Origin of the sequence: Streptococcus mitis (assembly GCF_001579035.1) — a bacterium.
GTDB classification, from domain to species: Bacteria; Bacillota; Bacilli; order Lactobacillales; family Streptococcaceae; genus Streptococcus; species Streptococcus mitis_J.
In genome coordinates, this window is the sequence record NZ_KQ970286.1 from 334806 (window position 1) to 338534 (window position 3729).

At 40.8% G+C, this 3729-nt stretch carries 2 protein-coding genes and 1 pseudogene; 2 read left to right on the forward strand and 1 reads right to left on the reverse strand.

Going from position 1 to position 3729, the window contains the following annotated elements; genetic code table 11:
• Both SMIDD26_RS04090 and SMIDD26_RS04095 read left to right on the forward strand, forming a co-directional pair.
• Positions 1–688, forward strand: a 688-nt coding sequence (locus SMIDD26_RS04090) for a dihydroorotate dehydrogenase (RefSeq protein ID WP_246746890.1), incomplete at its 5' end; no start/stop codon positions are given.
• Between the two features lie 41 nt (positions 689–729).
• Complete coding sequence (locus SMIDD26_RS04095; protein WP_134990130.1) at positions 730–2631, forward strand: glucosaminidase domain-containing protein; 1902 nt, start codon at positions 730–732, stop codon at positions 2629–2631.
• Between the two features lie 60 nt (positions 2632–2691).
• Here SMIDD26_RS04095 and pavA read toward each other — a convergent pair.
• A pseudogene (gene pavA, locus SMIDD26_RS04100) lies at positions 2692–3729 on the reverse strand (Rqc2 family fibronectin-binding protein PavA); the annotation flags it as partial.

Below are 3729 nucleotides of genomic sequence, written 5' to 3' on the forward strand. Positions count from 1 at the left end.
GGCTGCAAAGCTACCTTGGTTGGAAAGAGAATATCCAAATCTTCCCATTATTGCCAATGTGGCTGGTTTTTCAAAACAAGAGTATGCTGCTGTTTCTCATGGTATTTCCAAGGCAGCTAATGTGAAGGCTATCGAGCTCAATATTTCTTGTCCCAACGTAGATCACTGTAATCATGGACTCTTGATTGGTCAAGACCCAGATCTGGCTTATGATGTGGTGAAAGCAGCTGTAGAGGCTTCTGATGTACCAGTTTATGTCAAATTAACCCCTAGTGTGACCGATATTGTTACTGTCGCAAAAGCTGCAGAAGATGCAGGGGCAAGTGGTTTAACCATGATCAATACTCTAGTTGGAATGCGCTTTGACCTCAAAACCAGAAAACCAATCTTGGCCAATGGAACAGGTGGAATGTCTGGTCCAGCAGTCTTTCCAGTAGCCCTCAAACTCATCCGCCAAGTCGCCCAAACCACAGACCTGCCCATCATTGGAATGGGGGGAGTGGATTCGGCAGAAGCAGCCCTAGAAATGTATCTAGCTGGAGCATCTGCAATCGGAGTTGGAACAGCCAACTTTACCAATCCATATGCCTGTCCTGACATCATTGAAAATCTACCAAAGGTTATGGATAAATATGGCATCAGCAGTCTGGAAAATCTCCGCAAGGAAGTAAAAGAGTCTCTGAGGTAAACTGCAATCAATCTGTTCTTGATTTTTTATTAGTTTGTAATATGAATTTCAGAGAATTTTGGTACAATAAAATAAATAAGAACAGAGGAAGAAGGTTAATGAAGAAAGTAAGATTTATTTTTTTAGCTCTGCTGTTTTTCTTAGTCAGACCAGAGAGTGCAATGGCCAGTGATGGTACTTGGCAAGGAAAACAATACATGAAAGCAGACGGCAGTCAAGCAGCCAATGAATGGGTTTTTGATGCTCATTATCAATCTTGGTTTTATATAAAAGCAGATGCCAACTATGCTGAAAATGAATGGCTGAAACAAGGTGACGACTATTTTTATCTCAAATCTGGTGGCTATATGGCCAAGTCAGAATGGATAGAAGACAAGGGAGCTTTCTATTATCTTGACCAAGATGGAAAGATGAAAAGAAATGCTTGGCTAGGAGCTTCCTATGTCGGTGCAACAGGTGCCAAAGTAATAGAAGACTGGGTATTTGATTCTCAGTATGACGCTTGGTTTTATATCAAAGCAGATGGACAACACGCAGAGAAAGAATGGCTTCAAATTAAAGGGAAGGACTATTATTTCAAATCTGGTGGTTATCTACTGACAAGTCAGTGGATTGACCAGGCTTATGTGAATGCCACTGGTGCCAAAGTACAGCAAGGTTGGCTTTTTGACAAACAATACCAATCTTGGTTTTACATAAAAGAAAATGGAAATCATGCTGATAAAGAATGGATTTTCGAAAATGGTCACTATTATTATCTCAAATCTGGTGGCTATATGGCAGCAAATGAATGGATTTGGGATAAGGAATCTTGGTTTTACCTCAAGTCTGATGGCAAAATGGCTGAAAAAGAATGGGTATACGATTCTAAAAGTCAAGTCTGGTACTACTTCAAATCCGGTGGCTATATGGCAGTGAATGAATGGATTTGGGATAAGGAGTCATGGTTTTATCTCAAATCTGATGGGAAAATGACTGAGAAAGAATGGTTATACGATTCTAAAAGTCAAGCCTGGTACTACTTCAAATCTGGTGGCTACATGGCGAAAAATGAGACTGTAGATGGTTATCAGCTTGGAAGCGATGGTAAATGGCTTGGAGAAAAAGCTACAAACGAAAATGCTGCTTATTATCAAGTAGTACCTGTCACAGCAAATGTTTATGATGCAGATGGTGAGAAGCTGTCCTATATATCGCAAGGTAGTGTTGTTTGGCTAGATAAGGATAGAAAAAGTGATGACAAGCGCCTGGCTATTACTATTTCTGGTTTGTCAGGCTATATGAAAACAGAAGATTTACAAGCACTAGATGCTAGTAAGGATTTTATCCCTTATTATGAGAGCGATGGACACCGTTTTTATCACTATGTGAGCCAGTATGCTAGTATCCCAGTAGCTTCTCACCTTTCTGATATGGAAGTAGGCAAGAAATATTATTCGGCAGATGGGCTGCATTTTGATGGTTTTAAGCTTGAGAATCCCTTCCTTTTCAAAGATTTGACAGAGACTACAAACTATAGTGCTGAAGACTTGGATAAGGTATTTAGTCTGTTAAATATTGACAATAGTCTCTTGGAAAATAAGGGAGCTACCTTTAAGGAAGCCGAAGAGCATTATCATATCAATGCCCTCTACCTCCTTGCCCATAGTGCTTTAGAAAGCGACTGGGGAAGAAGTAAGATTGCCAAAGATAAGAATAATTTCTTTGGAATTACAGCCTATGATACGACCCCGTACCTTTCTGCCAAGACATTTGATGATGTGGATAAGGGAATTTTAGGTGCAACCAAGTGGATTAAGGAAAATTATATCGATAGGGGCAGAACTTTCCTTGGAAACAAGGCGTCTGGTATGAATGTGGAATATGCCTCAGACCCTTATTGGGGAGAAAAAATTGCTAGTGTGATGATGAAAATCAATGAGAAATTAGGTGGCAAAGATTAGTCCTATAATTGGATATGATTTGAGTGAATAGTATGTTAAAAATCCTGATTTCAAGCTAAATCAGGATTTTTTCATTGATGCAATTTTTTCGGGATCTGGTGTGACACGGAGGGTCTTTTGTCCTGTGTAAGTGACAAAGCCTGGTTTGCCACCAGTTGGTTTGTTGAGTTTCTTGACTTCAATCATATCTACCTGGACCAGATTTGACAGGCGACCTTGAGAGAAGTAGGCGGCCAGTTCTGCTGCGTCTGTCTTGACTTCATCAGATGGGTCAAGATTTCCTGAGATGACCACGTGGCTTCCAGGAATGTCCTTGGCATGGAACCAAAGTTCCTCCTTGCGGGCCATTTTAAAGGTTAGCTCTTCATTTTGCAGGTTATTACGTCCAACATAGATGATGGTTTTGCCATCGCTTGCCAGATACTGTTCTGGTTTTTTGCGTTTCTGGATTTTCTCCCGTTGTCTTCTGCGGATAAAACCTGTTTGAATCAATTCTTCACGGATTTCAGCGATTCCTTCTAGTCCAGCTTGGTTGAGGACGGTTTCTACACTTTCCAGATAAAGAATAGTGGCCTTGGTTTCCTCAATCAGATCAGTCAAGTATTTGACAGCTTCTTTGAGTTTCTGATACCGTTTAAAATAGCGTTGGGCATTCTGGTTGGGAGTCAGAGCCTTATCAAGCGCAATCGTGATAGGTTGGTTGGTGTAGTAGTTGTCTAGGATAACCTGGTCTTGGTCGTTAGGCACTTGGTGGAGGAAGGTTGTCAGCAATTCCCCTTTTTGACGAAATTCTTCAGCATTGTCTGTCGCCAGTAACTCTTTTTCTTGTTTTTTGAGTTTGTGGCGGTTTTTCTGAAGTTCATTTTCAACACGACGAATGAGTTCACTGGCTTGCTGTTTTACCCGGTCGCGTTCAGCCTTGTCCTTATAGTAGGTGTCCAACAAATCAGAAAGACTGGCAAAAGGCTCTCCTATTTGATTTGCAAAAGGAACTGGACTGAAGGAAGTCTCAGTCAAGCATGGCTTGGTTTCTTGATTGAAAAAGTTTCGGAAAGTGGAAAGTTTTTCACTAACCAGAATGTTTTCCAATTCATTTGC